At 68.3% G+C, this 25,655-nt stretch carries 24 protein-coding genes; 7 read left to right on the top strand and 17 right to left on the bottom strand.

Annotation, left to right across the window (positions count from 1 at the left end):
- Nucleotides 1-11: 11 nt before the first annotated feature.
- The 3 genes from DCN14_RS17385 to DCN14_RS17375 all read right to left on the bottom strand — a co-directional run bounded on the left by DCN14_RS17385 (nt 12) and on the right by DCN14_RS17375 (nt 3,405).
- The gene (locus DCN14_RS17385; protein WP_096506397.1) at nt 12-968 is read right to left on the bottom strand and encodes a 2-hydroxyacid dehydrogenase; all 957 of its coding nucleotides are present in this window, start codon (nt 966-968) and stop codon (nt 12-14) included.
- Between the two features lie 73 nt (nt 969-1,041).
- Complete coding sequence (locus DCN14_RS17380) at nt 1,042-2,481, bottom strand: MFS transporter (protein WP_096506304.1); 1,440 nt, start codon at nt 2,479-2,481, stop codon at nt 1,042-1,044.
- A 150-nt stretch (nt 2,482-2,631) separates the two neighbouring features.
- A complete protein-coding gene (locus tag DCN14_RS17375; RefSeq protein WP_096506302.1) occupies nt 2,632-3,405 on the bottom strand; it encodes an SDR family NAD(P)-dependent oxidoreductase in 774 nt (257 codons plus the stop codon).
- A gap of 151 nt (nt 3,406-3,556) precedes the next feature.
- Between DCN14_RS17375 and DCN14_RS17370 the strand changes: the two genes are divergently transcribed.
- On the top strand, nt 3,557-4,447 hold the full coding sequence (locus DCN14_RS17370) for a LysR family transcriptional regulator (protein ID WP_096506300.1): 891 nt from the start codon (nt 3,557-3,559) through the stop codon (nt 4,445-4,447).
- A gap of 88 nt (nt 4,448-4,535) precedes the next feature.
- Here the strand turns inward: DCN14_RS17370 and gap are convergent, their stop codons facing one another.
- Together gap and tkt are read right to left on the bottom strand one after the other, a co-directional pair.
- Complete coding sequence (gene gap / locus DCN14_RS17365) at nt 4,536-5,546, bottom strand: type I glyceraldehyde-3-phosphate dehydrogenase (protein WP_096506298.1); 1,011 nt, start codon at nt 5,544-5,546, stop codon at nt 4,536-4,538.
- An 87-nt stretch (nt 5,547-5,633) separates the two neighbouring features.
- Complete coding sequence (gene tkt / locus DCN14_RS17360) at nt 5,634-7,706, bottom strand: transketolase (protein WP_096506296.1); 2,073 nt, start codon at nt 7,704-7,706, stop codon at nt 5,634-5,636.
- Nucleotides 7,707-7,923: 217 nt separating this feature from the next.
- On the opposite strand from tkt, the gene speE reads away from it, so the two are divergent.
- The 3 genes from speE to DCN14_RS17345 all read left to right on the top strand — a co-directional run bounded on the left by speE (nt 7,924) and on the right by DCN14_RS17345 (nt 10,145).
- Nucleotides 7,924-8,781 (top strand): polyamine aminopropyltransferase, encoded by an 858-nt coding sequence (gene speE, locus DCN14_RS17355; RefSeq protein WP_096506294.1) that lies wholly within the window; start codon nt 7,924-7,926, stop codon nt 8,779-8,781.
- A 162-nt stretch (nt 8,782-8,943) separates the two neighbouring features.
- Complete coding sequence (locus DCN14_RS17350) at nt 8,944-9,360, top strand: VOC family protein (RefSeq protein ID WP_096506292.1); 417 nt, start codon at nt 8,944-8,946, stop codon at nt 9,358-9,360.
- Nucleotides 9,361-9,377: 17 nt separating this feature from the next.
- Nucleotides 9,378-10,145 carry a 16S rRNA (uracil(1498)-N(3))-methyltransferase gene (locus tag DCN14_RS17345; RefSeq protein WP_096506290.1) on the top strand — a complete coding sequence of 256 codons (768 nt, stop codon included), beginning with the start codon at nt 9,378-9,380 and terminating at the stop codon, nt 10,143-10,145.
- A gap of 124 nt (nt 10,146-10,269) precedes the next feature.
- Here DCN14_RS17345 and DCN14_RS17340 read toward each other — a convergent pair whose 3' ends face one another.
- From DCN14_RS17340 to DCN14_RS17330, 3 genes are all read right to left on the bottom strand, one after another.
- On the bottom strand, nt 10,270-10,833 hold the full coding sequence (locus DCN14_RS17340) for a barstar family protein (protein ID WP_096506396.1): 564 nt from the start codon (nt 10,831-10,833) through the stop codon (nt 10,270-10,272).
- Nucleotides 10,834-10,849: 16 nt separating this feature from the next.
- Entirely contained in the window at nt 10,850-11,281 is a 432-nt protein-coding gene (locus tag DCN14_RS17335; protein ID WP_096506288.1) for a ribonuclease, read from the bottom strand.
- Nucleotides 11,282-11,658: 377 nt separating this feature from the next.
- On the bottom strand, nt 11,659-14,001 hold the full coding sequence (locus DCN14_RS17330; RefSeq protein WP_275896826.1) for an NADP-dependent malic enzyme: 2,343 nt from the start codon (nt 13,999-14,001) through the stop codon (nt 11,659-11,661).
- Between the two features lie 134 nt (nt 14,002-14,135).
- Here DCN14_RS17330 and thiL point away from each other — a divergent pair, with 134 nt between their 5' ends.
- Genes thiL through DCN14_RS17310 form a run of 3 tightly spaced genes read left to right on the top strand, consistent with a single transcriptional unit; the run spans nt 14,136 to nt 16,201 of the window.
- The gene (thiL, locus tag DCN14_RS17320) at nt 14,136-15,134 is read left to right on the top strand and encodes a thiamine-phosphate kinase (RefSeq protein ID WP_096506282.1); all 999 of its coding nucleotides are present in this window, start codon (nt 14,136-14,138) and stop codon (nt 15,132-15,134) included.
- A complete protein-coding gene (locus DCN14_RS17315) occupies nt 15,124-15,669 on the top strand; it encodes a phosphatidylglycerophosphatase A (protein ID WP_096506280.1) in 546 nt (181 codons plus the stop codon). The genes thiL and DCN14_RS17315 overlap by 11 nt, the downstream gene beginning before the upstream one ends.
- A gap of 31 nt (nt 15,670-15,700) precedes the next feature.
- Nucleotides 15,701-16,201 (top strand): CinA family protein, encoded by a 501-nt coding sequence (locus DCN14_RS17310; protein ID WP_096506278.1) that lies wholly within the window; start codon nt 15,701-15,703, stop codon nt 16,199-16,201.
- Between the two features lie 42 nt (nt 16,202-16,243).
- On the opposite strand, the gene DCN14_RS17305 is transcribed toward DCN14_RS17310, so the two are convergent.
- The 9 genes from DCN14_RS17305 to DCN14_RS17265 form a co-directional block, all read right to left on the bottom strand.
- Nucleotides 16,244-17,302 (bottom strand): phosphorylcholine phosphatase, encoded by a 1,059-nt coding sequence (locus DCN14_RS17305; RefSeq protein ID WP_096506276.1) that lies wholly within the window; start codon nt 17,300-17,302, stop codon nt 16,244-16,246.
- Nucleotides 17,303-17,548: 246 nt separating this feature from the next.
- Complete coding sequence (gene pyrF, locus DCN14_RS17300) at nt 17,549-18,391, bottom strand: orotidine-5'-phosphate decarboxylase (protein ID WP_096506274.1); 843 nt, start codon at nt 18,389-18,391, stop codon at nt 17,549-17,551.
- A 39-nt stretch (nt 18,392-18,430) separates the two neighbouring features.
- Nucleotides 18,431-19,492, bottom strand: a complete 1,062-nt coding sequence (locus tag DCN14_RS17295; RefSeq protein ID WP_096506272.1) for an aldose 1-epimerase — start codon at nt 19,490-19,492, stop codon at nt 18,431-18,433.
- Nucleotides 19,493-19,554: 62 nt separating this feature from the next.
- A complete protein-coding gene (locus DCN14_RS17290) occupies nt 19,555-20,370 on the bottom strand; it encodes an SDR family oxidoreductase (RefSeq protein ID WP_096506270.1) in 816 nt (271 codons plus the stop codon).
- Nucleotides 20,371-20,393: 23 nt separating this feature from the next.
- Nucleotides 20,394-21,410, bottom strand: a complete 1,017-nt coding sequence (araH, locus tag DCN14_RS17285; RefSeq protein ID WP_096506268.1) for an L-arabinose ABC transporter permease AraH — start codon at nt 21,408-21,410, stop codon at nt 20,394-20,396.
- A gap of 100 nt (nt 21,411-21,510) precedes the next feature.
- The gene (araG, locus tag DCN14_RS17280) at nt 21,511-23,022 is read right to left on the bottom strand and encodes an L-arabinose ABC transporter ATP-binding protein AraG (RefSeq protein ID WP_096506266.1); all 1,512 of its coding nucleotides are present in this window, start codon (nt 23,020-23,022) and stop codon (nt 21,511-21,513) included.
- Nucleotides 23,023-23,089: 67 nt separating this feature from the next.
- Nucleotides 23,090-24,085 carry an arabinose ABC transporter substrate-binding protein gene (locus tag DCN14_RS17275; RefSeq protein ID WP_096506264.1) on the bottom strand — a complete coding sequence of 332 codons (996 nt, stop codon included), beginning with the start codon at nt 24,083-24,085 and terminating at the stop codon, nt 23,090-23,092.
- A gap of 102 nt (nt 24,086-24,187) precedes the next feature.
- Nucleotides 24,188-24,967 (bottom strand): SDR family oxidoreductase, encoded by a 780-nt coding sequence (locus DCN14_RS17270; protein WP_096506262.1) that lies wholly within the window; start codon nt 24,965-24,967, stop codon nt 24,188-24,190.
- Complete coding sequence (locus DCN14_RS17265) at nt 24,967-25,644, bottom strand: 2-dehydro-3-deoxy-6-phosphogalactonate aldolase (protein WP_096506260.1); 678 nt, start codon at nt 25,642-25,644, stop codon at nt 24,967-24,969. Before DCN14_RS17265 ends, DCN14_RS17270 begins: the two co-directional genes overlap by 1 nt.
- Nucleotides 25,645-25,655: the final 11 nt, after the last annotated feature.

The raw sequence follows: 25,655 nt of genomic DNA, 5'->3' as shown, positions 1-25,655 counted from the left end.
GACCACCCTCCTCAGACGACCGGCGTGAGCAGCGGCGCGCCGGCGAAGTGCGCGGCGAGGTTGTCGCGCACGAGCCAGCCCATCGCCTGACGCGTCTCGACGGTGCCGCTCGCATGATGCGGCTGCAGCAGCACGTTCTGCAACGCGAGGAAACGCGGGTCGATGTTCGGTTCGTTCCAGAACACGTCGAGCGCCGCGCCGGCGATCGCGCCGCGCTCGAGCGCGTCGAGCAGCGCGGGTTCGTCGACGGTCGTGCCGCGCGACACGTTCACCAGATAGCCGTGCGGGCCGAGCGCATCGAGCACGGTCGCGTCGACGAGATGGCGCGTCGACGCGCCGCCCGCGAGCGTGACGATCAGCACGTCGCACCAGCCGGCCAGCTCGGTCAGTTGGCCGAAGAAAAGATGCGGGCTGTCCGCGCGCGGCGCGACGTCGAAATAGCCGAGCTCGACGTCGAAGCCGGACAACCGGCGCGCGAGCGTCGTGCCGATCCGGCCGAAGCCGACAATGCCGACGCGCTTGCCATACAGGCGCGTGACGAGCGGCATGTCGCCGTCGCGCCATGCGCCGGAGCGCACGTACGCGTCGCCGGCACCGATCCGGCGCAGCAGCGCGAGCGTGAGCCCGACGCCGAGATCGGCGACGTCGCCGGTCAGCACGTCGGGCGTATTGGTCACGCGGATGCCGCGCTCGCGGGCCGCGGCGAGATCGATCGCGTCGGTGCCGACGCCGTAGCACGAGATGATCTCGAGCCGCGGCAGTGCGGCGATCAGCGCGGCATCGGCGCCGAGGTCGCCGCGCGTCGCGATCGCGCGCACGCCGGCGCCGTGTTCGGCGAGAAACGCCGTGCGGTCGGCGGCCTCCCACAGCCGGTGAACGTGATAGCCGGTCGACAGCCATGCGTCGTCCCACGGCTGGTAGGGGCCCGTCATCAGCAGCTCGGGCCGCCGGGTCGAATCGTGCGCCATCTGCGCTTGCTCCTGTCGAAATAAGTTGAAATCGGCGTGCGTGCCGGGCCGCGTCAGCCGCCCGGCAGCGCGCTCATGCGTGCCGCGCGAGCGGTTCGGCATCCGGGGCCGGCTGCGCCTGCGCCGCGTCGAGCGGATCGTCGAGATCGCGGTTCAGCGTCTCCGGCATCCGCGCGGTGGTGAACAGCGTGATCAGCGTAAGCAGCACCAGGTATGCGGCGATCGGCACCCAGGCATGCACGCCGGCCGCGTGATCGCCGCCGTGCAGCGCGATCACGGTCGCGATCAGCATCGCGCCGATCAGCGGCGCGATTCCGCCGGCGAGCACGGCCGACACTTCACGCGCGAACGACACGCCCATGTAGCGATGCCGCGCGCCGAACAGTTCCGGCAGCAGCGCGGCCTGCGCGCCGAGCATCCCCCAGTTCGCGAAGCCTTGCGCGACCGAGATCGCGATCACGCTGGCCACCACGTTCCCCTGGCTGAAGATCCACCACACCGGGAACGCGAGCGCGAGCTGCAGCCACGCGAACGTGCGGTACACGCGCACCCGGCCGAAGCGGTCGCTCAGTCGCCCCGCGAGCGGCACCGTGCACGCGCCGACGGTGGCCGCGCACACCAGCGCGAGCGCGCCGATCGGCCCCTTCATCCCGATCACCCCGGCGAGATAGCTGATTGCGAGCGCCTGGTAGATCGACGAGCCGCCGTTCTCCGCCATCCGCAGCCCGATGCCGATCAGCAACGTGCGCTTGGAGTGCTGCACGGCGCTCTTCAGCGGATTCGCCAATACCTGCGCGCGCTTCTCGAGCCGCACGAAGGTCGGCGACTCGTGCAGCCGCGCCCGCATGTAGACCCCGACCGCGACGATCACCGCGCTGAACAGGAACGGCACGCGCCAGCCCCAGCCGTCCGTGACGTGGTCGAGGTTCGCGAGCAGCAGGAAATAGACGGCCGCCGCGAGCACCGTGCCGAGCTGGATCCCGAGAAACGGCAGCGACGCGTAGAAGCCGCGCTTGCCCGGCGGTGCGTATTCGGTCATCAGCACGGCCGCGCCGGCCTGCTCCGCGCCGGCGCCGAGGCCCTGCAGGATGCGCAGCAGCACAAGAAGCGCGGGCGCCCAGTAGCCGGCGCTCGCATAGGTCGGCAGGACGCCGATCAGCGTGCTGGCGATGCCCATCAGCAGCACCGTCGCGGTCAGCACGAACTTGCGGCCGATCCGGTCGCCGAGCACGCCGAAGATGACGCCGCCGAGCGGGCGCACCGCAAAGCCGACGAAATACGTGCCGAAGCTCGCGATCAGCCGCGTCTCGACGGTTTGCGACGGAAAGAACAGCGGTCCGAAGACCAGCGCCGACGCGAGCGTGTACAGCGCGAAATCGTAGTATTCGAGCGCGCTGCCGAGCGAGCAGGTCCATGCCGCGCGGTTGAGCTGCTTCTGGTCGACGCCGTGCCGCTCGGCGGTGTCGGCCGACGTGGCGGGCATTGCATCGCGCCGCGGGGTATTGCGATCCATCGTTGTCTCCTGTCTCCTGCCTTCCATTCCGGAACCCGGCGCCGGATGCGCCGGACATCGGCCCGCTCGTGCGGCGGGCTCTTCTGGGAATTCGGATGCCGGCCCGAACCGGCTCGACGGTGCTGCGCACGCGGCGCCAAGCACCACCGCTCAGACGGCGCTGGTCAGCCCGCCGTCGACGAACAGCGTCTGGCCGTTCACGAAATCGGACGCCGCCGACGCGAGGAAAATCGCCGCGCCGCATAGCTCGTCGACCTGTCCCCATCGGCCGGCCGGCGTGCGCTTGCACAGCCAGTCCGAGAACGCCGCGTCGTCGACCAGCGCACGATTCAGTTCGGTTTCGAAATAGCCGGGCGCGAGGCCGTTCGCCTGGATGCCGTGGCGCGCCCAGTCGGCGCACATCCCTTTCGTCAGCATCCGCACCGCGCCCTTCGTCGCCGCATACGGCGCGATCGTCGGCCGCGCGAGCTCGCTCTGCACCGAACAGATGTTGATGATCTTGCCGCGGCCGCGCGCGATCATGTGGCGCGCCACCGCCTGCGCGGTGTTGAACACGCCGTCGAGATTCACGCGCATCAGCGCGTGCCAGTCGTCCGGCTCGAATGCGTCGAGCGGCGCGCGGCGCTGGATGCCCGCGTTGTTCACGAGGATGTCGATCGCGCCGACGCGCGCCTCGAAATCGTCGATCGCCGCGCGCACCTGCGCGTGCTCGGCGACGTCGAACACCGCGTAATCGGCGGCGAACCCTTCCTCGCGGAAGTGGCGCACGAGCGTCGCGGCCTTTTGCTCATTGCGATCGTTGATCACGATCGCCGCGCCGGCTTCGGCGAGCCCGCGGGCGAGCGTCAGCCCGATCCCGCGTCCGGAACCGGTGATCAGTGCGCGGCGGCCGTCGAGGCGGAACCGGTCAAGCGCGTGGGTCATGCATGTCTCCTCAAACCAGGCGAGCCGACCGCCCGTCGCGGCCGGTCTCGCGTTGAGGCTATCTTCGGCGCTCGGCCGGGCATCGCGCCAATGGTCTTTTTTGATCCGGTTATCATGAAATCCGATTACCGTCCCTTGCCGGCCGCCGACCATGGAACTCAAGCAATTGCGCGCCTTCGTCACGCTCGCGGAAGAGCTGCATTTCGGGCGCGCCGCGCAGCGCCTGTTCATCGTGCAGTCCGCGCTGAGCATGCAGATCAAGGCGCTCGAGGACGAACTGGGCGCGCGCCTGTTCGAGCGCGACCGCCACAAGGTCGAACTCAGCGACACCGGGCGCGTCTTCCTGCCCGAAGCGCGGGCGACGCTGCAGCAGGCCGCGCGCGCGGAGCAGATGGCGCGGCTGTCGAGCCGCGGCGAGATCGGCACGCTGCGCATCGCGTTCGTGTCGTCGGTGCTGCCCGCGCTGCTGCCGGCCGTGCTGCGCACGATGCGCGAGCGCTACCCGCTGATCACGCTCGAACTGAAGGACATGCCGACGCCCGACCAGATCGCGGCGCTGCGCGACCGCCGCATCGATTTCGGAATGATCCGGCTGCCGGCCGCGTATGCGGGTATCGACACGCGCGTGGTGCTGGAGGAAGGCTTCGTCGTCGCGCTGCCGCTCGACCATCCGCTCGCCGCGCACGAAGCGATCGCGCCGGACGCCTTGCGCGGCCAGCCTGCATTCGTGCTCGCGCGCCGTTACGCGCCAGGCTTTTACGACGACATGCTGCTCGCGCTGAGCCGCGCGGGCACGACGCTCGAGATCGCGCAGGAGTTCGGCGAATTCACGACGATGCTCGCGCTCGTCGCAGCCGGGATGGGGATCGGGCTGATTCCGGCGGAAGCGGCGAGCGCGCTGCCGCCGAACGTGCTCGCGCGGCCGCTCGACCTCGCGGGCCACCGCACCGGCATCGGTCTCGCGTGGACCGACCTCGACAGCGCGATCAAACGCGCGTTCGTCGACGCGCTCGAGCACGTGACGGCCAACGCCGGGCCATGACGCGGGGCGAAAAAAAGCCCGGCCGGAAAACCCGGCCGGGCTCGTTCGCTGCCCATGCCGCCTTGCGGCGGCCGCGCAACGTGCGGGATTACTTCGCGTTCGCGAATGCGACTGCCGTATCCAGCATGCGGTTCGAGAAGCCCCACTCGTTGTCGTACCAGCTCGACACCTTGACGAGGCGGCCCGACACCTTGGTCAGCGTGGCGTCGAACGTCGACGAAGCCGGGTTGTGGTTGAAGTCGATCGACACCAGCGGTGCGTCGTTGTAGCCGAGGATGCCCTTCAGCGCGCCTTCCGATGCTTCCTTCATGATCGCGTTGACTTCTTCGACCGTCGTGTCGCGCTTCGCGATGAACGACAGGTCGACGACCGACACGTTGATCGTCGGGACGCGGATCGCGTAGCCGTCGAGCTTGCCGTTCAGTTCCGGCAGCACGAGGCCGACGGCCGACGCAGCGCCCGTCTTCGTCGGGATCTGGCTGTGGGTCGCCGAACGCGCGCGGCGCAGGTCTTCGTGATAGACGTCGGTCAGCACCTGGTCGTTCGTGTACGCATGGATCGTCGTCATCAGGCCGGTTTCGAGGCCGATCTGGTCGTTCAGCGGCTTGACGAGCGGCGCGAGGCAGTTCGTCGTGCACGATGCGTTCGAGATGACCGTGTGCTCGGCCTTCAGCACGTTGTGGTTCACGCCGTAGACGATCGTCGCGTCGACGTCCTTGCCGCCCGGCGCCGAGATGATCACCTTCTTCGCGCCGCCCTTCAGGTGCGCGCTGGCCTTTTCCTTCGTCGTGAAGAAGCCCGTGCATTCCATCACGACGTCGACGCCCAGCTCGCCCCACGGCAGTTCTGCCGGGTTGCGGTTCGCCAGCACGCGGATCTTGTCGCCGTTCACGACGAGGTAGTCGCCGTCGACCGACACTTCACCCGGGAACTTGCCGTGCGCGGTGTCGTACTGGGTCAGGTGCGCGTTGGTCTTCGCATCGCCCAGATCGTTGATGGCGACGATCTCGAGATCGTGCTTCTTGCCGTTTTCATAGAACGCGCGCAGCGTGTTGCGGCCGATGCGGCCGTAGCCGTTGATTGCGACGCGGATCGTCATGGTCTATCTCCTGATGGCTGAAAAAAATTCGTTGCGTGCAGCTTCACGGTGCGACGCGCGCGAGGGGAGCGCGCGTCGCGAATGCTTTCAGGCCAGCACGGCCTTCGCGGTCTCGACGACGTGCTCGACGGTGAAACCGAAGTACTTGAACAGCACGCCGGCCGGCGCCGATTCGCCGAACGTGTCGATCCCGACGACGCCGCCTTCGAGGCCGACGTACTTGTGCCAGAACGCGGTCACGCCCGCTTCGATCGCGACGCGGCGCACGCCGTGCGGCAGCACGCGTTCGCGGTATTCGGCGTCCTGGCGGTCGAACACGTTGGTCGACGGCATCGACACGACGCGGGCCGCGATGCCCTGTTGCGCGAGCGGCTCGATCGCCTTCATCGCGAGTTCGACTTCCGAGCCCGTCGCGATCAGGATGATCTTGCGTGCGACGATCTCTTCGTCCCAGTCCTTCAGCACGTAGCCGCCCTTCTCGATGTTCGCGATCTGCGAATCGGTACGCGGGTTGAACGCGAGGTTCTGGCGGCTGAAGATCAGGCTCGACGGACGGTCGGCGGCGATCGCGTGGGTCCAGGCGACGGCCGTCTCGACCGTGTCGGCCGGACGCCACACGTCGTGGTTCGGGATCAGGCGCAGGCTCGACACGTGCTCGATCGACTGGTGCGTCGGGCCGTCTTCGCCGAGGCCGATCGAATCGTGCGTGAACACGAAGATCGACGGAACCTTCATCAGCGCGGCGACGCGCAGTGCGTTGCGGCTGTAGTCGGAGAACGTCAGGAACGTGCCGCCGAACGGCTTGTGGCCGCCGTGCAGCGCGAGGCCGTTAATCGCGGCGCTCATGCCGAATTCGCGCACGCCGTAGTTGATGTGGTTGCCGAGCAGCACGCCCGCGCCTTCCGGATTCGCGCGCACCGCCTTCGATGCCTTCCAGTTCGTCAGGTTCGAACCGGTCAGGTCGGCCGAGCCGCCGAGCAGTTCGGGCAGCGCCGCGGCAAGCCCTTCGATCGCCTGCTGCGACGCCTTGCGGGTCGCCACCGTCTCGCCGCGCTCGTTCGCGCCGGCGATGATCGCCGCTGCCTTCTCGGCCCAGTCGGCCGGCAGCTTGTTGGCCATCCGGCGCTCGAATTCGGCGGCTTCCGCCGGGAATTTCGCGCGATAGGCGGCGAACGTCGCGTCCCATTCGGTTTCGGCGCGCTTGCCGGCTTCCTTCGCATCCCATGCCGCATAGACTTCCTGCGGAATCACGAACGGCTCCCAGGTCCAGCCGAGTGCCGCGCGCGTCTTCGCGATTTCTTCCGCGCCGAGCGCCGCGCCGTGCACGTCGTGGCCGCCGGCCTTGGTCGCCGCGCCCTTGCCGATCACCGTCTTGCAGCAGATCAGCGTCGGCTTGTCCGACAGCTTCGCCTTCGCGATCGCCGCGTCGACCGCGTCGACGTCGTGGCCGTTCACGTTCGGGATCACGTTCCAGCCGTATGCCTCGAAGCGCTTCGGCGTGTCGTCGTGGAACCAGTTCACGACGTCGCCGTCGATCGAGATGCCGTTGTCGTCGTACAGCGCGATCAGCTTGTTCAGCTTCAGCGTGCCCGCGAACGAGCAGGCTTCGTGCGAGATGCCTTCCATCAGGCAGCCGTCGCCGAGGAACACGTACGTGTGGTGATCGACGATCTTCGCGCCGTCACGGTTGAATTCGTCCGCCATCAGCGCTTCGCCGAGCGCCATGCCGACCGCGTTCGCGAGACCCTGGCCGAGCGGGCCGGTGGTCGTCTCGACGCCCGGCGTGATGCCGTATTCCGGGTGGCCCGGCGTCTTCGAGTGCAGCTGGCGGAAGTTCTTCAGCTCTTCCATCGGCAGGTCGTAGCCGGTCAGGTGCAGCAGCGAGTACAGCAGCATCGAGCCATGGCCGTTCGACAGTACGAAGCGGTCGCGATCTGCCCAGTGCGGGTTCGTCGGGTTGTGCTTCAGGTGGCGCGACCAGAGCGCAACGCCGATTTCGGCCATGCCCATCGGCATGCCGGGGTGGCCGGAGTTCGCTTGCTGGACGGCGTCCATCGCGAGCGCACGGATCGCGTTGGCCATCAGGGTGGTGGAGGCGGGAGACGAAGTCGTCATGTCGAGTCCGGAGAACGAGTCGAGGAAACGGGGGCACGGCGGCATCCGGAAGCTCGAGCGTCGATCGTTCCGGGCGCGCGATGCGGCGCCTGACGGACGCGAAGCGGACGGAGCCTACGGACGGGGCTGCAAAGCGCGTCATTTTAACAGATGGACCGACATTTCCCTTGTCGGCGCGCGGTGTTCCGGCACGCTTTTCCGTCGAACCGCGCGCCTCCTATAATTCAGACGTCGGAACTGCCTGCCCTGAGCGGCCCCGCCCGTGAGCACGACCCTCCTTTTTCACCCGACGCCCGACGCCACCTACGGCTTCCCGAACGCCCGGCGGCTCGCGCACGTCGCGTCGCCGCACCAGCACATCGAGGTGTGGGAAACGCCGCAGCTCGGCCGCCTGTTCACGCTGGACGGCCGGCCGATGACGTCGGTCGGCGACGAATACGTCTATCACGAGTGCATGACGCACCCGGCCGCGCTCGCGCATCCGTGCCCGAGGAAGGCGCTCGTGCTCGGCGGCGGCGACGGCGGCGCGGCGCGCCAGTTGCTCAAGCATGCGTGCATCGAGCGGATCGTCGTCGCCGAGCTCGACGACGAAGTGGTCGGCATGGCCCGCCGCTATCTCGACGATGTACACCAGGGCGCGCTGGACGACCCGCGCGTGGAGGTCGTGATCGGCGACGCCGCGCATTTCGTCGCGTCGACCGTCGAGCATTTCGACCTCGTCGTGTTCGATCTCACGCCGCCCGATTCGCCGGCCGCCGGCCTCTATACGCGCGCGTTCTATGCGCGGCTCAAGCGGATCCTGACGCCGTGCGGCGCGATCTCGATGCACCTCGGCTCGCCCGTGTTCCACGCGTCGCGGATCGCCGCGCTGCTCGACGACCTGCGCGCGTGCTTCGCGGTGGTCGATCCGCTGTCGGCGCACGTGCCGCTGTACGGCTCGCAATGGCTGATGGCGATCGCGAGCGACACGCTCGACGCGGCCGCGCTGTTCGCGCACGACGTCGACGAACGTCTCGCCGCGCGCCGCGTGCACGGCTTGCGCTACTACGATGCGCGCCTGCATGCGTCCCTCTTTGCCCTGCCACGCGCGCTGCGCGATACACTGGGCGTTCGCCGCTGAGCTTCCGGGCGGCCGCATCGTTCCGCTGTTCCATTGCGCGTGCGTCCGCGCCCGGCCTGTGACCGGGGCGCCGCCGGAGCGCAAGCAGGCAGCCCCGGAACGCTGCCGGACGCCCGCCGAAGCACCCGCACGCCCCCGCTGTTCGTTCGACAGGAGATTTTCATGACCGATCCACGTCCGGCCGACGTGCCTTGGTTGACGCCTTACCTGGCTGTCCGCAATGCGCAGGCGGCCATCGAGTTCTTCAAGGCCGCATTCGGCTTCGCGCTGCGCGACGTGCTCGACGAGGATGGCGCGATCATGCACGTCGAGATGACCTACCGTGACCAGCTGATCGTGATGTTCGCGCCCGAAGGCGCATTCGGCTCGACCGCGCTCACGCCGAAGCATGCGGGCGCAACCGCGCCGCAGTCGTTCTATCTGTATGTCGACGACGTCGACGCCACCTGGCAGCGCGCGCTCGATGCGGGCGCCAAGTCCCTGACCGCGCCGCAGGACCAGTTCTGGGGCGATCGCTTCGCCCAGATCGAGGATCTCGACGGCTACCGCTGGGCGCTCGCGCGCCGCCTGCGCACATGAGCGGAGCCGCACCACGCATGAGTGAAGCCACCACCACCGCGGCCGTGCCGCGCTTTTTCGTCGAGACCGCGCTGCGCGCCGATGCGACGCTTGCGCTGCCGGCCGACGTCGCGCGTCACGCGCAGGTGCTGCGCCTGCAGCCGGGCGACGCGCTCGCGCTGTTCGACGGCAGCGGCGGCCAGTACCGCGCGCGGCTCGTCGAGATCGACAAGCGCAGCGCGCTCGCGCAGATCGAGACATTCGATTCGGCCGAAGCCGAGCCGCCCTATCGCGTGACGCTCGCGCAAGGCATCGCCGGCGGCGACAAGATGGACTGGGTGATCGAGAAAGCCGTCGAGCTCGGCGTCGCGGCGGTCGTACCGCTGTCGACCGCACGCGGCGTCGTGAAATTGTCGGGCGAGCGCGCGGACAAGCGCGTCGCGCACTGGCGCGGCGTCGTGCGCGCATCGTGCGAACAATGCGGGCGCAACCGCGTGCCCGACGTCGCCGACGTGCGCGGCTTCGGCGCGTGGCTCGATACGCTGCCGGCCGCACCGGCGGACGGCGAACTGCGGCTGCTGTTGTCGCCGCGTGCGAGCATCCCGTTCGCATCGCTGCCCGACGCGCCGCCTGCCGCGACCGTCACGCTGCTGATCGGGCCGGAAGGCGGGTTGTCGCCCGACGAGGAGCAGGCGGCCCGTGCGCGCGGCTTCACCGCGCTGTCGCTCGGCCCGCGCGTGCTGCGCACCGAGACCGCCGGCGCGGCCGTGCTCGCGGCGCTGGCCGCGCGGTGGGGCGGATGGTGATGCGTCCCGGCGCCGTTCACGCGGCGCGCGCGGCCTGATCCCGGCGGGCCGATGCGATAAAAAGCCCGCGCGACGCGGGCTTTTTATCGCATCGGCCGCGGGCGAGCGGCCAGTGGTTTCGCGCTTACGCGAACGAATAGAACACGCGAAACGCGACCTTGCGCTCGGCCCAGAATTCGGCGGCTTCGCGGAACACGTCGAGCAGCGTCTCGCGCCCTTCCTTGTCGAATTTCTGCGCGATCGGCAGCCCTTCGAGGACGATCACGAAACCGGGCTGGGCGCCCGCCTTCGCGACGAGGTCGGTCAGGCAATCGTACAGCGCGTCGTAGTTCTTTCCGAAATGCTTCGGAAACAGGAACGACGTCGCGATCGTCTCCATCACCTCCTGCTTGGACTGCGCGGCGCCGCAATACGCATACAGGAAATGCTGGCCGAGCCGACCGGCTTCGTCGGCGAGATCCTGCACGCGGAACGCGCGGATCGACTGCACGAGATTGGGTCGCACGGTCGTGAAAAGGCTCATAGGCTCCTCGTTCGATGAAAGCCCGGGCTCGGCTTCCTGTTGCGCCGGCGCGCCGCCAGCCTGTGCCGCCGCGTGCAATTGCATCACGCGCTGAAACAGATTGCCGTCGCCGGCCGCGAACAGTTCCGCCGCCGCCGTATCGTGCGCGTAGATGGAGTCGCTCATTCCGTTCATCCCGAAGTCATTCAACAATACGTTTAAAACTGTTGTAGTGGTCGTCCGTGTAGTAACAGTTGTCGACCCGGCGCAACGGCCCGCCACAGACGATCCGGCGCGCACCGCGATTGCGCGCGCGCGGCGTCGGCACCGTGTACTCGTGATAGAAGCCGCGCTTCGCTTTCGGCAGGATCCGCTCGCGGTTGCCGAATACGACGCCGTCTTTCTCGTACGGATAGGGGCCGCCGGCGCCGATCAGGCCAAGCGTGGTCACGGCCTCGCGCGGCAGACGGGCGGTCGGGACCGTATCGAGCCCGCCGACGGCCATGTCGGCCGAAACGGCCTGCCGCGCATAAGCGGCGGAAACCAGACTGCCCGTCGGGGTGCCGACGATACCCATCGCGAACATCGCGAAGACGGACGCGAGCGCGCCGTTGCGGAGCCACTTGCGTGCCATGAACCAGGGTTCCCGCTGTTAAATCAAGTAGTTGACGACCAACAAAGGCGTTAGCGTAGCGCTATTGTCCGCACGAATCAATGTTCGTTTGGGTATCGAAAGCCGCAGGCCGCACCGAATCGGACATTTTTTACCTAAACAAGACTACATTTATCTTGCATAGGATAAAATGCGAACGGCATCTCTCGCATGGCGAGACCCTGCCTCCTTGCCACGCTCGTTACCCAGAGTGGAGAGATGCTGCTGTTGCTTGCGGGAAGCGTGTTCGCACCGTGCCCGACGGCGTGCCCATTGCGGGCACGCCTCTTTTTGCTTTTGTTTACAATTTTTCCCGACGCGCCGCACCGGTTCGACCGGCACGGCGCATGCGTTCGGGGTCAGCGCGAGGCGTTCACGTCGGCGACCAGCAGCGCCGCCATGTTGACGATGCGGCGAACGGTCGCCGATTCGGTCAGCACGTGAACCGGCTGGGCGGCGCCCAGCAGGATCGGCCCGATCGCGATGTTGTTGCCGGCAGCCGTCTTCAGCAGGTTGTACGCGATGTTCGCCGCGTCGATGTTCGGCAGGATCAACAGGTTCGCTTCGCCTTCCAGCGTCGATTCCGGCAGGATTTCCTTGCGCAGCGCCGCGTCGAGCGCGACGTCGCCGTGCATTTCGCCGTCGACCTTCAGCTCCGGCGCGCGTTCCTGCAGGATCGCGAGCGTATCGCGCATCTTCTGCGCCGACGGTGCGTTGCTCGTGCCGAAATTCGAGTGCGACAGCAGCGCGACCTTCGGCTCGATGCCGAAACGGCGCACTTCTTCCGCCGCCATGATCGTGATCTCGGCAAGCTGCTCCGGGGTCGGATCGACGTTCACGTGCGTGTCGACGAGGAAGATCTGGCGGCCCGGCAGCACCAGGCCGTTCATCGCCGCGTACACGCTGCAGCCCGCGCGCTTGCCGATCACCTGGTCGATGAAGTGCAGGTGGCGGTGCGTGGTGCTGATCGTGCCGCAGATCATCCCGTCCGCTTCGCCCTTCTTCACGAGCATCGAGCCGATCAGCGTCGTGCGGCGGCGCATCTCGACGCGTGCGAGCTGCTCGCTGATGCCCTTGCGCGACATCAGCTTGTAGTACGTCTGCCAGAAGTCGCGGTAGCGTTCGTCGTGCTCGGTGTTGACCACCGTGAAGTCGGTGCCGGGCGTCAGACGCAGGCCGTAGCGCTGGATACGGTGCTCGATCACCGCCGGGCGGCCGATCAGGATCGGTTTCGCGAGTTTCTCGTCGACGATGATCTGAACGGCGCGCAACACGCGCTCTTCTTCGCCTTCCGCGAACACGACACGCTTCTTCTCTTCCGACGCGGCGCGCGCGATCTGGAAGATCGGCTTCATCGTCGTGCCGCTGTGATACACGAATTGCTGCAGGTGCTGCCTGTACGCGTCCATGTCCTCGATCGGGCGCGTCGCGACGCCGCCGTCCATCGCGGCCTGCGCGACGGCCGGCGCGATCGTCACGATCAGGCGCGGATCGAACGGCTTCGGAATCAGGTAATCGGGCCCGAACGACAGATCCTGGATGCCGTACGCGGTCGCGACGACGTCGCTCTGCTCGTGCTGCGCGAGTTCGGCGATCGCATTGACGGCCGCGATCTCCATTTCACGCGTAATCGTCGTCGCGCCGACGTCGAGTGCGCCGCGGAAGATGAACGGGAAGCACAGGACGTTGTTGACCTGGTTCGGATAGTCGGTACGGCCGGTCGCGAGCACCGCGTCCGGGCGCACTTCGAGTGCGAGTTCCGGCAGGATTTCCGGGGTCGGGTTCGCGAGCGCGAGGATCAGCGGGCGCTCGGCCATGCCCTTCACCATCTCCTGCTTCAGCACGCCGGCAGCCGACAGGCCGAGGAAGATGTCCGCGCCGTCGATCACTTCCGCCAGCGTGCGCGCGTCGGTTTCGCGGGCGAAACGCTCCTTGTCCGGGTCCATCAGCTCGGTGCGGCCCTTGTAGACCACGCCGGCCAGGTCGGTCACCGTGATGTTCTCGAGCGGCAGGCCGATGTCGACCAGCAGGTCCAGACACGCGAGCGCGGCAGCCCCCGCGCCCGACGCGACCAGCTTGACCTTCTTGATGTCCTTGCCGACGACCTTCAGGCCGTTCGTGACCGCCGCGGCCACGACGATCGCGGTGCCGTGCTGGTCGTCGTGGAAGACCGGAATCTTCATCCGCTTGCGCGCTTCGCGCTCGACGATGAAGCAGTCCGGCGCCTTGATGTCTTCCAGGTTGATCCCGCCGAAGGTCGGCTCCAGCGCGGCGATCACGTCCACCAGCTTGTGCGGGTCCGACTCGTTCAGCTCGATGTCGAACACGTCGATGCCGGCGAACTTCTTGAACAGGACCGCCTTGCCTTCCATCACCGGCTTCGACGCGAGCGGGCCGATGTTGCCGAGGCCGAGCACCGCCGTGCCGTTCGTGACGACGCCGACCAGGTTGCTGCGCGCCGTGAAACGCGCGGCGTTCAGCGGGTTCTCGACGATTTCCTCACACGCATACGCGACGCCCGGCGAATACGCGAGCGCGAGATCGCGCTGGTTGATCATCTGCTTGGTGGGAGCGATCGCGATCTTCCCCGGGGTCGGGAATTCGTGATAGTCGAGAGCGGCTTCGCGGAGCTTGGCTTTGGAGGAGGCTTGGGTCGACATGTGTCTTGGGACGGGCGGATTAGAATGACTGCTCGACGGCATTGTAGCGCCAATCGAAGCCCGTCAGACCGGCGATTCGGGTGCAACAGCCGCGACAAAAATGGGCTGAACGGTGCAGGAACGCCGCCGTTCGCCTCGTACAATGCCGTTCCCCCAATTACTTCGGATTCCCCGCCGTGCCAGCCGCCCTTTCCGAGTTTTCGCTGATCGACCGCTTCTTCGCACGCCGTGCAGCCCGGGGGCCGCGCGCGTCGACGCTCGGCATCGGCGACGATTGCGCGCTGATCGCACCGCGATCCGGAAAATTGCTGGCGATTTCGACGGACATGCTGGTCGAAGGCCGCCACTTCTTCCCCACCGTCGCGCCCGACGCGCTCGGCCACAAGACGCTTGCGGTGAACCTGTCGGATCTCGCGGCAATGGGCGCCGAACCGCGCGCGTTCACGCTCGCGTGCGCGCTGCCGCGCGCCGACGCGGCGTGGCTCGAGGCATTCAGCGACGGCCTGTTCGCGCTCGCCGAGCGGTTCGGCTGCGAGCTGATCGGCGGCGACACGACGAGCGGGCCGCTGAACCTGTGCGTGACCGTGTTCGGCGAAGTCGCGCCGGATGCCGCGCTGCGTCGCGATGCCGCACGCGACGGCGACGACATCTGGGTGTCCGGCACGCTCGGCGACGCGCGCGCCGGGCTCGGGCTCGCGCGCGGCGAATGGACCGCCGGCGCGGCCGAAGCCGCGGCGTTCCGGCAGGCGCTCGAGCGCCCCGAGCCGCGCATCGCGCTCGGTCTCGCGCTGGCGGGCGTCGCGCACGCGGCGCTCGACATCTCGGACGGCCTCGCCGGCGACCTGCGGCACATCCTGACCCGCTCGAACGTGCGCGCCGACATCGACGCCGACGCGGTGCCGCGCTCGGCCGCGCTCGCGACCCTGCCGCCCGCCGTGCAGCGCCAATGCACGCTGGCGGGCGGAGACGACTACGAACTGTGCTTCACCGCGCCCGTCGCGGCCCGTGCGGCGGTCGACGCAGCCGGCGCCGGCGCCGGGGTTCGGGTCACGCGAGTCGGTACAATACGCGCGTTGTCGTCGCCGTCGGAGCAGCCCGCGATCGCGTGGCGCGACGCCGCCGGCACGCCCCTGACGCTCACGTTGCACGGTTTCGATCACTTCCATGCAGACTGACCCGACGACCGCGCACACCGCGGCCACGCCCGGCGCCGCGCGGAACGTGCCGCAGCGCGCCACCGCGCGCTTCATGCTGTCGCACCCGGCGCACATCGTGTCGCTCGGCTTCGGCAGCGGCCTTGCGCCGTTCATGCCCGGCACGTTCGGCTCGCTGTTCGGCTGGCTGACGTTCGTCGTGCTGAACCGCTATCTGACGGTGCCCGAATGGTGGGCGCTGATCGCGCTCGGGTTCGTCGGCGGCACGTGGATCACCGGCTTCACCGCACGCAGGCTGGGCGCGACCGATCCGGGCCCCGTCGTCTGGGACGAAATCGTCGCGGTCTGGCTCGTGATGCTGTTCGTCACGCCCGCGACCTTCGTCGGCCAGCTGTGGGCCTTCGTCGCGTTCCGCCTGTTCGACATGCTCAAGCCGCCGCCGGTCCGCTATTTCGACCGCCGCATGACCGGCGGCTTCGGCATCATGATCGACGACCTGATCGCCGCCTTCATGACGCTGCTCGTGATTGCCGTGTGGCGCTCCGTCATCGACTGACCGATTTCCCGACTTTCGTTTCCCGACGCGCATGCCAACCGATTCCGTCGTCCACCAGCTTGCGATCCGCGCAGGCAACAAGCTGCGTGACGAGCACCTGTCGCTCGCCACCGCCGAATCCTGCACGGGCGGCATGATCGCCGCCGCGATCACCGACATCTCCGGCAGCAGCCAGTGGTTCGAGCGCGGCTTCGTCACGTACTCGAACCAGGCCAAGAGCGAGATGATCGGCGTGCCGCCCGACCTGATCGAAAAACACGGCGCCGTCAGCGAGCCCGTCGCCCGCGCGATGGCCGAAGGCGCGCTGCGCAACAGCCGCGCGCAGGTCGCGCTGTCCGTCACCGGCATCGCCGGCCCGGCGGGCGGCAGCGAGAAGAAGCCGGTCGGCACCGTGTCGTTCGGGTGGAGCAACCGGCTGCATACCGACGTCGAGACGCTCGTGTTCAAGGGCGACCGCGAGCAGATCCGCACGCAGGCGGCCGCGCATGCGCTGCGCGGGCTGCTGAAGCTGCTGGACGAACGCGAAAGCTGATCCGTCCGGAACACGGCGGGGCGGCAAGCGCCCCCTGCCCGCTTACTGGATCGCGTCGGGCTTCACGACGATCCAGTTCTTGTCCGCCGTGACCGGCAGGCCGAGCGCCTTCTGCCGCGCGGCCGATTCGTCCGACCACGCGCGGATCTGCGCCATCTGCTTGTCCTTCTTGTTCACCCACACGCGCACGCCGCCGCGCGCAATGTCCGTCGCATTCAGCAGCATGTAGCCGTCGGACGTCGGCGTGTCGCCCGCGACCAGCACCGGCTTCTTCCACTGGTCGATCCAGCCGACGATCGAGCCGAGCTTGCCCTCGTACCACGTCATCGGGTTCATCAGGAACGGCGTGATCACGAGATTGCGGTTCGCGGCCTCGTCGTACTTGCCGGCCTTGATCTGCAGCCGCGACGTCGTCAGCGCGCCCGTCGCCGGGTTGCGCAGCAGCGTCGTCACGCCGATCACGTTCTGCGGCTTCACGTTGTAGCCGTACTTCGGATCGGACAGCACCAGCCGCGCGAGCTCCTCGTGCGCGGCCGTCATCACGTACACCTCGATCCCGTTCTCGCGCAGCGCGTTGTACAGCTCCTGCATCCCGCGGAAGAAGCGCGGCGGGTTCGCCGCGCCGTCGACCACCTTGTCGCCCTGCCAGTAGCGGATCGGCACCGGCTTGCCGTCGGCGAGCATCGCGTCGATGTGGCGCTTCAGGTCGGCGAGCGACAGCCCCGCGAACGCCTGCGCGATCCACGGGTAGCAGACCAGGTCGTCGATCTCGCAGAGCCGGTAGTAGTAACTCGTCAGCGACTCCTTGTAGTCGGCGGAATCCTTGAACGGGATCAGTTTCAGCGACGGGTCGAGCGAGTCGCGCGTGAGCACGCCGCGGTTCTCGAGATACGGCAGCAGCGATTCCTCGAGGTCGTAGCGGTAGGTCGTGTTGTCGGCGTCGAACACCGCGTAGTCGCCGCGGTTCGCGTGCTCGGCGAGCATCGCGTTCAGCGCCTTCGCGCTGTCCGCCGGCCAGTGCGACAGGTCCGCCGCGTGGGCGAACGTCATGCACAACGACGCGGCAAGCGCGCTCAGGAGATGGCGGGACAGCTTGGGCATGGCGTCGCTCCCTTTGTTGACATTTTGGTTACGGATCGATGACAAACGGCAGCATCGCGCGACTAAATTGCCGACATGCGGTACGGAAGCGACGGGAAGTTGTTCGCGTGCGCCAATGCGGCGGGAGGGAACAAGCGACGGGCGGGAGACGAAAGCGGAGGGGAACGGCGGAGAACGCGGCACAGGCCCGCGGGCGCGGGCCTGCCGGAGCGGGTCGCCCGTGCGGGCGACCCTTGGCGTCCGCAATCAGCGATGCGCGTTGATCGTGTCGCGGGTCTTCTGTGCGGCGAGCGCCGCCGCTTCGGCGAAGTCCTCGCCGTTGCTCGCGTACAGGATCGCGCGCGACGAGTTGATCATCATCCCGGTGCCGTCGGCGGTGCGGCCCGCGTTGACGGTCGCCTGCACGTCGCCGCCCTGCGCGCCGATGCCGGGGATCAGCAGCGGCATGTCGCCGACGATCCCGCGCACGATCTCGATTTCCTTCGGGAACGTCGCGCCGACCACGAGGCCGAGCTGGCCGTTCTTCGCGTTCCACTTGTTCGCCGCGAGATCGGCCACGACCTGGTACAGCGGCCGGCCCGGATGGCCGGCCGCGTTCGTTTCGAGGAACTGCAGGTCCGAGCCGCCCGGGTTCGACGTGCGGCACAGCACGATCACGCCCTTGCCATCGTGCTCGAAGTACGGCTCGACCGAATCGTAGCCCATGTACGGGTTCACGGTGACCGCGTCCGCGCGATAGCGCTCGAACGCTTCGCGCGCGTACTGCTCGGCCGTGCTGCCGATGTCGCCGCGCTTCGCGTCGAGGATCACGGGCAGGCCCGGGTGCTGGAGGTGGATGTGCGCAATCAGGCGCTCGAGCTGATCTTCCGCGCGGTGCGCGGCGAAGTACGCGATCTGCGGCTTGAACGCGCTCGCATACTGCGCGGTCGCGTCGACGATCTGCCGGCAGAATTCGAAGATCGCATCGGGCTGGCCGTCGAATTGCACGGGAAAGCGCGACGGCTCGGGATCGAGGCCGACGCACAGCAGCGAATTCGTGCGCTGCCACGCGGCGCGCAGCGATTCGATGAAAGTAAGCGGGGAAGACATGGCGGATACTCGCGGCAAACCGTTGGTAGACCGCGTATTTTACCCGCGTCGCCGGCGTCCCTCGCGCGCGGCCGCATCGACGCGCGCATCGGCCCGCTCGACGGTGAACGAAAAACGCCGCGTGAGCCGCTCGCCCGGCGCGAGCAGCGTCATCCCGTGCGCGGCCCCGCCGCCCGGCAGGTTCACCGCATTGATCGGGTGATCGACCGGCTCGAAGCAGAAGAAATCCTTGCCCGGCGGCGTGAAGAGCACGTACGCATCGGCGTCGGCGGCCACCGTCATCGACAGCCCGCGGCGTGGCCAGCCCACCGTCGCGTGCCCGCCCCAGCCGGTGAACGCATGATTGACGAGCGCCGCCGGCAGCGGATATGCAACGCCGAACTGCCAGGCCGGCGGCACGCTCACGTGCCGCACCGGCAGGAAATCGGCATCCGACAGCCACAGCCCGCCGGCCGCCGCGGCCAGCTCGGTCGCATCGTCGCGCACCAGGAACGGATGCACGCCGAGCCCGAACGGCAGCCGTGCGCGCCCCGCGTTCTCGATCGTCAGCGCGATCGACAGCGTCGTATCGTCGAGCGCGAACGACTGGATCGCGCGAAACGCATACGGCGCGCCGCTCGCGCGATCGAGCGACAGCTGCAGCGTCGTGTCGGTCGCGTCGTCCACCTGCCACGGTGCGAGCCAGCCGTCGCCGTGAATCGGCAGCGACTCGTCGCGGCGGTTGCGCGGCACCGCCACGCTGCGCCCGTCGCATTCGAAATGACCGTTGCCGATTCGGTTCGAGTACGGCAGCAGCGGATAGCACGCGAGCTCGTTCGGGTCCGTCGCGGCTTCCGGGTGCTCGCAGCGGCGGAACACCGGCACCAGCGCGCCGTTGTCGCCGCGCCAGTCGAAGCGCGCGATGCCGCCGCCCAGATGCGGCAGCACGTCGAGCCGCAGCGATGCGTTCGACAGCGTGACGGCCGCCGCGTGCGCGGCGCCGACGCCCTGCGCGAACGCGGCGGTCTGCGGGCCGGCGCTGACCGGCTGCGAGGCGGCAGCCAGGCGCGCGCGGCGCGACTGGCTCGTGGACGACGATGCGCGCGAGGACGTGGCGGTCATGATGAACTCCTTTCCTTCGTCGAAGAAACGATACGGTTCGTTGCGCGATCCCGCGCGAACGCTCAGGCCCAGCCGCCGTCGACCACCACGTCCTGCGCGGTGATCATCCGGCTGTCGTCGGCCGCGAGGAACAGCGCCATCCGCGCGAGATCGTCCGGCAGCAGCTCGGCGTCGATGCACTGGCCGGCCTTGATCGCCGCGCGGCCCGCGTCGTCGAGCCACAGCCGGCGCTGCTTGTCGGTCATCACCCAGCCCGGCACCAGCGAATTCACGCGGATGCCGAACGGGCCGAGATCGCGGGCAAGCCCGCGCGTGAGCCCCTGCACGGCCGCCTTCGCCATCACGTAGACGGGGTAGCCGCCGTTCTTCAGCATCCAGCTGATCGAGCCGAGATTGATGATCGCGCCGCCGCCGTGCCGCTTCATGTCGTCGATCACGGCCTGCGCCGCGAAGAACTGGTGACGCAGGTTCACCGCGATGCCCGCGTCGAACGAGGCGGGCGTCACGTCGCCGATCGCGTGACGCACGTCGTTCGCCGCGTTGTTCACGAGCACCGCGATCGCGCCGATGCGTGCGCGGATCGCGTCGATCGCATCGCGCAGCGCGTCGATGTCGGTCAGGTCGCACGGCAGGAACAGCGGCGCGTGGCGGACGTCCGGCTCTTGCGCGAGGCTTTCCGCGAGCGCCCGGCCCGCCTGCGCGTCGAGATCGACGAACGCGACGCGCGCGCCCTGCCGCGCGAAGTGCTCGACGAATGCCGCGCCGATGCCGGTCGCGCCGCCCGTGATCAGCACCGCCCGATCCTCGAGGCTCGGATAGCGCGCGTAGCGTGCGCGGTTCGCGGCGTGCGGATCGTGCGCGGAAGTTTCGATGGTCATGCGGATCGTCTCCGTGGAATCGGTCAGTCGCGTACGCCGCGGTTCTTCAACTGGTCGAGCAGCACCGCCGCGAGCAGGATCGCACCGCGCACCAGGTACTGGTAGAACGCGTCGATGTTCAGCAGGTTCATCACGTTCTCGACGGTGCCCATGATCAGCACGCCGATCACGACGCCCGAGATCGTCGCGCGGCCGCCCATCAGCGACACGCCGCCGAGCACGCACGCGGAGATCACGTTCAGCTCGAAGCCCTGCGCGGCGTTCGGCTGGCCCGACGTGATGCGCGACGCGAGAATCACGCCGGCGAGCGCCGTCACCGCGCCCTGGATCAGGAAAATGTACACGCGCGTGCGTTCGACGTTGATCCCCGCGAGCCGCGACGCCTCGGGGTTGCCGCCGATCGCGAGCGTGTTGCGCCCATAGACGGTCTGGTTCAGCAGCACGCCGAACGCGATGAAGCACAGCAGCGTGACCCAGATCGGCAGCGATACACCGAACAGTGTGAGCCCGCCGAGCGCGATGAACGTATCCGACGACACGCCGACCGCCTGCCCCTTCGACACGATGAAGCCGAGCCCGCGCACGATCTCCATCGTCGCGAGCGTCGTGATCAGCGCGTTGATGCGCAGATACGCGATCACCGCACCGTTCACGAAGCCGATCGCCGCGCCGGCCGCGACCGCCGCGACGATCGCGACGAACGTGTTGTCGGTCGCGTTCAGCACCATCGCGCACAGCACGCCGGAGAACGCGACGGTCGAGCCGATCGACAGGTCGAAGTCGCGCGAGGCCAGACAGAACATCATCGTGCACGCGACCATCCCGATCTGCGAGATCGACAGCGCGAGACCGAGCATGTTGTCGATCGAGAAGAAGTGATCGACCGTCAGCGACATCGTCAAGAACATCACCGCGAAGATCGCGATCAGGCTGTATTCGGTGAGGTGCTGCCACCACTTCTGGCGGTCGCTCTGCTGGGGCGCCAGCGTGTCGGCCGACGGCTTCACGGCCGCGCTGGCGAGGTTTTCCCTGACTTGCATGATGGTGTCTCCTGCTCCTGCTTCGCGCGGCCCGCGCCGCGCGTGATCGATTCGAATGTCGTACGCCGCGCGGGGCCGGCCCAGGCCACCCCGCGCGGCCTCAGGCCGCCTCGACGGCGCTCGTCTGCGGCAGCGCGAGGCTCAGCACCGAGTGCTCGTTCGCCTGTTCGCGCGGCAGCTCGCCCGCGATACGGCCTTCGCGCATCACGACGATGCGGTCGGACACGCCGAGCACTTCCGGCAGTTCCGACGACACCATCACGATCGCGCAGCCGCGTTCCGCGAGCCGGTAGATCACGTCGTAGATTTCGTGCTTCGCGCCGACGTCGATGCCGCGCGTGGGCTCGTCGAGGATCACGACCTTCAGGTCGGGCTCCGCGAGCCAGCGCGACAGGATCGCCTTCTGCTGGTTGCCGCCCGACAGGAAGCGGATCTTCTGCCGCCGGTTCGGCGTCTTGATCTTCAGCCGCTGGATGAAGCGGTCGGCCGTTTCGCTTTCCGCCTTGCGGTTGATGAAGAGCCCCGCGCGCAGCGAATGGCGGCGGCAACTGATGTTGATGTTCTCCGCGACCGACGCGATCGCGATGATCCCTTCTTCCTTGCGGTCCTCCGGGCACAGCACGATGCCGTGGCGAATCGCGTCGCCGGTGTGCTTCACGTCGATGCGCGCGCCGTCGAGCGTCAGCACGCCCGCGCGCCGGCGGTCCGCGCCGTACACGAGCCGCATCAGTTCGCTGCGCCCCGCGCCGACCAGCCCGAAGAAGCCGACGATCTCGCCCGCGCGCACCGAGAAGCTCGCGGGTTCGCGCAGCGCCGGGCCGTCGACGCCTTCGGCGGAAAACCGCACGTCGCCGAGCGCGCGCGGCGCGTAATGGTAGATATCCGAAATCTCGCGCCCGACCATCTCGGCGACGAGCCGCTCGCGCGGTACGTCGTCGAGCGACGCATGCGACGCGATCTTGCGCCCGTCGCGAAAGATCGTGCACGCATCGCACAACCGGTAGATCTCGTCCATCCGGTGCGAAATGTAGATCAGCGCACGGCCTTGCGCGCGCAGGTCGTCGACGAGCTTGAACAGCACTTCGGTCTCGCGATGCGACAGCGAACTCGTCGGTTCGTCGAGCGCGATCACGCGCGCGTTGCGCATCAGCGCCTTGCAGATCTCGACCATCTGCCGCTGCGCGATCGACAGCCGCCCGAGCTTCGCATCGGGATCGAGATCGACGCCCATCGCCGCGAGCCGCTCGCGCACGTGACGCTTCGCCTCGCCCTTTTTCACCCAGCCGAGCGCGTTCGGCAGGCGGCCGAGCAGCAGGTTCTCCGCGACCGTCAGGTCGGGCACGTATTGCAGCTCCTGGTGAATCACCGCAATGCCGGCCGCGATCGACGCAGCCGCGCTCGAGAAATGCACGGGCTGGCCGTCGACCAGCACGCTGCCCGCATCGGGCTGATATTCGCCGCCGAGAATCTTCAGCAGCGTCGACTTGCCCGCGCCGTTCTCGCCCATCAGGCCATGCACCTCGCCCGCATGCACGTCGAACGAGATGCCGTCGAGTGCGCGCACGCCGGGAAAGACCTTGCCGATATTGTCAAAACGCAGTGCCGCTGACACGTCGTCTCCCCACTTCCGGATCGATCGACCGCCGGCCGCCGCATCGCCGCGGCAGCCGGCGGGCCGCTTACTTCGACGCGAGCCCCATCTCCTCGCGCACCTTCGACACGTTGTCGCGCGTCGCGAGCATGCCGGTCGTCAGCGTCAGCGGCGGCGGCGCCTTGCCCTGCGTGATCCACGTGTACATCAGCTCGGAGGTTTCCTCGCCGTGGCGCTTCGGGCTGATGATCACGGTGCCGTAGAAGCCCGTCGGCTGCGGCTTCTTGAATTCGTTCAGCGCCGAGTCGGACCCGCCGATGCCGATCCCGATCATGTTGTCGGCCTTGAAGCCGCGCCCTTCGGCCGCGCGCACCGCGCCGAGCACGGCCTCGTCGTTCAGGCCGTAGGCGACCCAGTGCTTGAACTGCGGGTTCTTCGTGAGCGCGATGTTCGCCGCGTTGAACGCGTTCTCGGTGTCGGTCTTCGCCTGCGGCGCCGCGATCACGTTCGCCTTCGGGAAGCCCGCGGCCACCAGCGCGTCGGTCGCGCCGCTCGTGCGGTCGTGCGCGGTCGGCAGCTGCTCGTACGTGATGTCGATCGCGCCGACGTCCTTCATGTCCCAGCCGCGCTTCTTGATCTCGGCCGCGATGCCGTCGCCGACCTGCTTGCCGATGTTGTAGGCGGAAATGCCCATGTGCGGGACCGATTCGATCGGCTTGCCCGCGCCGTCGACGAGGCGGTCGTCGACCGTCATCATCTTCAGGTTGTGCGACTTCGCCTTCGCGACGATGCCCGGCCCGAGCTTCACGTCAGGCGTGCAGATGATGAAGCCCTGCGCCTTCTGCGCGGCGAGGTTGTCGATCGCGCTCATGACCTTCTCGCCCGACGGCGCGCCGATCTTCACGAGCGTGAAGCCCTTGTCCTTCGCGGCGATCTCGGCGAACTTCCATTCGTCCTGGAACCACGGCTCCTCCGGCTGCTTGACCAGGAAGCCGATCTTGACCGGGTCGGACGCGTGCGCAACCGGGCTGCCCATCACCACCGCGGCCGCAGCGGCCAGCGTTACGAACGTTCTGCGTTTCATCTCCAGTGTCTCCTTGTCTTCATCGAACAGGATGCAGCCGCTTGTTGGTTTCGACGCAGCGTGCGCGCGGCCGTCGCACGTGCGGTCTTTCGAATCGTTGCGTCAGTCGTGGTACAGCGCCGCGCGCCCGCCGTCGACGGTAATGCACGCGGCATTGATGAACGGCGCCTCGTCGGATGCGAGGAACACGGCCGTCATCGCGACCTCCTCCGGCTTGCCGATCCGCTTCATCGGCTGCAGCGCGAGCGTCTCGGCGCGCGCGGCGGCCGGGTCGGCCTGCGCATCCCACCAGTCGCGCGTGAGCTGCGTCTCGATGTAGCCCGGCGCGATCGCGTTCACGCGCACGTTGCGCGCCGCGTATTCGATGCCGAGCGCGCGCGTGAGGCCCAGCACGCCGTGTTTCGCGACCGGATACGGAAAGCAGCCCGGGATGATCCGGAACGCATGCGTCGACGCGATGTTCACGATGCTGCCGCGGCCGCGTTCGACCATGCCCGGCAGCGCCGCGCGGCAGCCGTGCCACACGCCGTCGAGATCGACCGCGAAGCAGCGGCGCCAGTCGTCGTCCGTCATCGTCAGCGGATCGGCGAACACGTTGATGCCGGCGTTGTTCACGAGCACGTCGAGCGGGCCGAACGCGGCTTCGGTCTGCGCGAGCGCGTCGCGCACCGACGCCTGCTGCGCGACGTCGGCACGCAGCGCGAGCACGCGCGCGCCGTCGATGTCGCGTGCGATCGCGGCGGCCGTGTGCTGCGCCTGCGCGAAATCGAGATCGACGAGCGCGACGGCCGCGCCTTCGCGAGCGAACGCGTGCGCGATCGCGGCGCCGATCCCGCGGCCCGCGCCCGTCACCATCGCGACCTTGCCCGCGAGGCGTTCCATCATGCGGCTCCGCCGCGCGCGACGCGCAGGCCGGCCTGGAACGCGCGCGCGTTCGCCGCGGTCGCGTCCGCCGGCTGACCGGGCCGGTACAGCGCCGAGCCGAGCCCGAAACCGTTGGCGCCGGCCGCGAGAAACGGCTGCATGTTGTCCGGCGAAATGCCGCCGACCGGAATCAGCGGCACCGCACGGTCGATCACCGCGCGCCACGCCTTCACGACGGGCACGCCGAGCTGCTCGGCCGGGAACATCTTCAGCACGTCGGCGCCGTTCGCGAGCGCGGCAAACGCTTCGGTCGGCGTCGCGACGCCCGGTGCGCTCGCGAGCCCGCGCTCGCGCGCGCGGCGAATCACGGCCGCGTCGCTGTGCGGCATCACGATCAGCGTGCCGCCGGCATCCTGCACACGGTCGACAAATTCGGCGCGCAGCACGGTGCCCGCGCCGACGATCATGTCGTCCGGCAACGCGCGGCGCAGCGCCGCGATGCTGTCGAACGGATCGGGCGAATTGAGCGGCACTTCGACGATCCGGAAGCCGGCTTCGTACAGCGCATGGCCGTGGTCGGCCGCATCCGCGGGCGTGATGCCGCGCATGATCGCAATCAGCGGGCACGCGTCGAACGCGCGCATCAGTGCGGCGTGCGGCGTGTACGGCGCGGGCAGTGTAAGGTCGGACGACATCGGCAATTCCT

This window comes from Burkholderia sp. IDO3 (assembly GCF_003366075.1).
Classification (GTDB): domain Bacteria; phylum Pseudomonadota; class Gammaproteobacteria; order Burkholderiales; family Burkholderiaceae; genus Burkholderia; species Burkholderia anthina.
This window is presented reverse-complemented; position numbering and strand designations above follow the sequence as displayed.

Excerpts from the sequence above, each read along its gene's own strand:
- DCN14_RS17385 (WP_096506397.1), bottom strand. The coding sequence starts at position 968 with ATGGCGCACGATTCGACCCGGCGGCCCGAGCTGCTGATGACGGGCCCC.
- DCN14_RS17295 (WP_096506272.1), bottom strand. The coding sequence starts at position 19,492 with ATGACCGCCACGTCCTCGCGCGCATCGTCGTCCACGAGCCAGTCGCGC.
- DCN14_RS17290 (WP_096506270.1), bottom strand. The coding sequence starts at position 20,370 with ATGACCATCGAAACTTCCGCGCACGATCCGCACGCCGCGAACCGCGCA.
- araH (WP_096506268.1), bottom strand. The coding sequence starts at position 21,410 with ATGCAAGTCAGGGAAAACCTCGCCAGCGCGGCCGTGAAGCCGTCGGCC.
- DCN14_RS17310 (WP_096506278.1), top strand. The coding sequence starts at position 15,701 with ATGCCAACCGATTCCGTCGTCCACCAGCTTGCGATCCGCGCAGGCAAC.
- gap (WP_096506298.1), bottom strand. The coding sequence starts at position 5,546 with ATGACGATCCGCGTCGCAATCAACGGCTACGGCCGCATCGGCCGCAAC.
- DCN14_RS17380 (WP_096506304.1), bottom strand. The coding sequence starts at position 2,481 with ATGGATCGCAATACCCCGCGGCGCGATGCAATGCCCGCCACGTCGGCC.
- DCN14_RS17345 (WP_096506290.1), top strand. The coding sequence starts at position 9,378 with ATGAGTGAAGCCACCACCACCGCGGCCGTGCCGCGCTTTTTCGTCGAG.
- DCN14_RS17340 (WP_096506396.1), bottom strand. The coding sequence starts at position 10,833 with ATGAGCGACTCCATCTACGCGCACGATACGGCGGCGGCGGAACTGTTC.
- DCN14_RS17270 (WP_096506262.1), bottom strand. The coding sequence starts at position 24,967 with ATGGAACGCCTCGCGGGCAAGGTCGCGATGGTGACGGGCGCGGGCCGC.
- DCN14_RS17275 (WP_096506264.1), bottom strand. The coding sequence starts at position 24,085 with ATGAAACGCAGAACGTTCGTAACGCTGGCCGCTGCGGCCGCGGTGGTG.
- tkt (WP_096506296.1), bottom strand. The coding sequence starts at position 7,706 with ATGCCGCCGTGCCCCCGTTTCCTCGACTCGTTCTCCGGACTCGACATG.
- DCN14_RS17375 (WP_096506302.1), bottom strand. The coding sequence starts at position 3,405 with ATGACCCACGCGCTTGACCGGTTCCGCCTCGACGGCCGCCGCGCACTG.
- DCN14_RS17330 (WP_275896826.1), bottom strand. The coding sequence starts at position 14,001 with ATGCCGTCGAGCAGTCATTCTAATCCGCCCGTCCCAAGACACATGTCG.
- DCN14_RS17315 (WP_096506280.1), top strand. The coding sequence starts at position 15,124 with ATGCAGACTGACCCGACGACCGCGCACACCGCGGCCACGCCCGGCGCC.
- DCN14_RS17335 (WP_096506288.1), bottom strand. The coding sequence starts at position 11,281 with ATGGCACGCAAGTGGCTCCGCAACGGCGCGCTCGCGTCCGTCTTCGCG.
- DCN14_RS17305 (WP_096506276.1), bottom strand. The coding sequence starts at position 17,302 with ATGCCCAAGCTGTCCCGCCATCTCCTGAGCGCGCTTGCCGCGTCGTTG.
- DCN14_RS17370 (WP_096506300.1), top strand. The coding sequence starts at position 3,557 with ATGGAACTCAAGCAATTGCGCGCCTTCGTCACGCTCGCGGAAGAGCTG.
- DCN14_RS17350 (WP_096506292.1), top strand. The coding sequence starts at position 8,944 with ATGACCGATCCACGTCCGGCCGACGTGCCTTGGTTGACGCCTTACCTG.
- DCN14_RS17265 (WP_096506260.1), bottom strand. The coding sequence starts at position 25,644 with ATGTCGTCCGACCTTACACTGCCCGCGCCGTACACGCCGCACGCCGCA.
- pyrF (WP_096506274.1), bottom strand. The coding sequence starts at position 18,391 with ATGTCTTCCCCGCTTACTTTCATCGAATCGCTGCGCGCCGCGTGGCAG.